General features: G+C 66.0%; 4 protein-coding genes. 2 read left to right on the forward strand and 2 right to left on the reverse strand.

All coding sequences use genetic code 11. The features are described 5' to 3' along the window. Positions 1-84 precede the first annotated feature (84 nt). The gene (locus IC66_RS0102540; RefSeq protein ID WP_028144962.1) at positions 85-450 is read left to right on the forward strand and encodes a hypothetical protein; all 366 of its coding nucleotides are present in this window, start codon (positions 85-87) and stop codon (positions 448-450) included. On the opposite strand, the gene IC66_RS0102545 is transcribed toward IC66_RS0102540, so the two are convergent. Together IC66_RS0102545 and pdxR are read right to left on the reverse strand one after the other, a co-directional pair. Further along, positions 451-696 (reverse strand): DUF6719 family protein, encoded by a 246-nt coding sequence (locus IC66_RS0102545; RefSeq protein WP_028144961.1) that lies wholly within the window; start codon positions 694-696, stop codon positions 451-453. Between the two features lie 67 nt (positions 697-763). Further along, the gene (gene pdxR, locus IC66_RS0102550; protein ID WP_038946561.1) at positions 764-2,254 is read right to left on the reverse strand and encodes a MocR-like pyridoxine biosynthesis transcription factor PdxR; all 1,491 of its coding nucleotides are present in this window, start codon (positions 2,252-2,254) and stop codon (positions 764-766) included. A gap of 76 nt (positions 2,255-2,330) precedes the next feature. Between pdxR and IC66_RS0102555 the strand changes: the two genes are divergently transcribed. Next, on the forward strand, positions 2,331-2,546 hold a 216-nt coding region (locus tag IC66_RS0102555), incomplete at its 3' end, for a pyridoxamine 5'-phosphate oxidase family protein (protein ID WP_038946562.1).

Here is a 2,546-nt window from a genome sequence, read left to right on the forward strand (position 1 = left end):
CGATCACCCCCACGGCGTCGCAGTCGATCGTGGTTGCTGCGCGTTTCTGATCGATAACAAGAAAATCAGCCGATAAAGGCCATCATGATCGTTCGATTTTGCGCCGCTGCGTTCGTGTCCGTTCTGACGATCAATGCCGCCCAGGCGCAGGTGCGCGCTCCCACCAGGTTACCGGATCCCCGCACTGAGTTCGTGCGTCAGTGCGCGCCGCGGATGCTGGGGCGGTGGGAACATCCCGAGGAAGTCTGCGGCTGCCTGCACGATCACGCCGCGGCGGCCGTCGAGGACCGCGATCTGCGCGAAGCGCTGTTGCGCGGCATCAGCGAGACCGGCGTGCCCACCATCGAGACCGACTGGGTGCCGACGTCCAAGCAGGGCGAGATCGGTCCGACCTTCACCAAGATCGCCAAGCCGACCTTGCAGTGCATGTTCGATCCGGCGAAGCAGTAATTATTTCGTCTTCGGACCGTAGCGCGGCACGCAAGCGCTGGTGCGCGCGACGCCCTTATCGGTCATCTTCGTTCCGCGCACTTCCTTGACCTGTCCGGCGGGGCAGGTTCCGTCATCCACCTGCACGCGCTGACCTAGCTTGAGATCGACGATGTCCTGCTCGCGTCCGACCGTGACGGCGTGCGCCGTCGTCACTAGCGCGGCGGAGATCAGGACTGAGAGGCAAGCTGCACGGCGGAAAGGCATGGCGAAAGATCCCGGCATTGATACCGCAATGTAAGGACGGGCTCGCGATTCTGATAGTGAACCTTTGTCAGGGCCCCCGGGCGGATCTGTTCCTCGTGCGCAGGGCGGTGCGCGATTCCCGCGCGAGCCGTTCGGCGGAGGCGATGAGCTGTGGAACCGCGTGGCCGGAAAATCCCAGCACGAAGCCAGGCAGAGGGCGCGCGCGCGAATAGGTGTCGGCCAAGAGCCAGCCTTCCGCGCCGGCCGCGTGCTTGGCCCGCGCTGCCACCGAAAGGTCGACCGAGCGATCAAACCGGGCGACCAGATGCAGGCCCTGCGATGGCACTGGTACCGAGAGCGCGCCATCGGATGCGGCTTCCAGCGTTTCGGCCAGCAAATCGCGGGCGTCGCGATAGAGTTTTCGCACGCGCTTGAGGTTGGCGGCGAAGGCGCCGGAGTTGAGCATGTCGGCGACCGCACCTTCCATCAGCGTGCCGGGGAAGCGGTCGAGCGCCGCGCGCGCAGCCGTCACGTCCGCGATCAGGCGTTCGGGCAGGGCGCAATAGCCGATGCGCAGGCCGGGAAACAGCGTCTTGGCAAACGTGCCAAGGTAGATCACGCGCTGGAGGCGATCGATGCCGGCGAGCGACATCAGCGGTGCGCCGTCATAGCGAAACTCGCTGTCGTAATCGTCCTCCAGTACGAATGCGCCGGCCTGCCTGGCCCAGTCCAGAAGCTCGAGCCGCCGCGGCATCGACATCTGCACGCCCAGCGGAAACTGATGCGACGGCGTGACATAGGCCGCGCGCGCGTTGGGGCCGGCAGTGCGTCCCTTGGCGACCTGCATCCCGTGCTCGTCGACCGGAACCGGCACGGCGCGATAGCCGCAATGCGCGATGGTTTTTCGCGCGGCGGGGTAACCTGGGTCCTCGCACCAGACCTGGTCGTTGGGCTTGAGGATCGCGCTCAGCACGATGCGCAGCGCATGCAGCGTGCCCGACGTCAGCATGATCTGATCGGGGTCGCAGCGCAGGCCGCGCGCCGACAACAGATGATCGGCGATCGCCGCGCGCAGCTCGCGGCTGCCGCGGGGATCGCCATAGTGAAGGTGCTCAGGCCCGAAGGCGCGCATGCGTCGGCCGACGAAGGCGCGAAAACGCTGCACCGCGCGTTCGTCGATATGGGTGCAGCCGAGCGCGAAGGCGCCTTGCCCGGGCGTTTCGACGATGGCCTTCGGCTTGTCCGGCTCGGCCGTGCGCGCAGGAATGCGCGCGGCGACGAACGTTCCGGAGCCGACGGTCGCCTCGGCGAAGCCGTCGGCGATCAGGCGTTCATAGGCGATGACGACGGCGTTGCGCCGAAACCCGGTCTGCCTGGCCAGCGTTCGCGACGGCGGCAGCGGCTCGCCGGGCTTGACGAGCCCGGAGACGATCATCTCGCACAGCGCCTGATAGAGCCGGTGTGCGGCGGAGGCGCCTGGCGTGACGTGCGGGCCTGTGAGGTCGAGCGGCAGCTCGGTCTTTGTCGGCAAGGAAGGCCTGGCCGGTGAGGGGAGAGAATTGGTCGGAATATTTCGCATGGAATTGGAACTATCGCAGACCAAATGCGCCGCTACAACTGCTTCCAGATTTCTTCCAATCCGAGCAGGAGCGGCCGTGAGCCAGACCGAGACCTCGAATTCCTATCCGACCTCAGTGCGCAACCAGGTGAAGCGCCGGCACGACCGCGGCTTCTACGACCACGCCACGGTTCATCGCATCCTGGATTCCTCGATGCTCTGCCACGTCTCCTACGTGATCGACGGCCAGCCCTATTGCACGCCGACCTTCTTCTGGCGCGAGGGCACCAAGCTGTACTGGCATGGCTCCCGC

Source organism: Bradyrhizobium genomosp. III (assembly GCF_000261705.1).
Lineage (GTDB): Bacteria > Pseudomonadota > Alphaproteobacteria > Rhizobiales > Xanthobacteraceae > Bradyrhizobium > Bradyrhizobium ottawaense.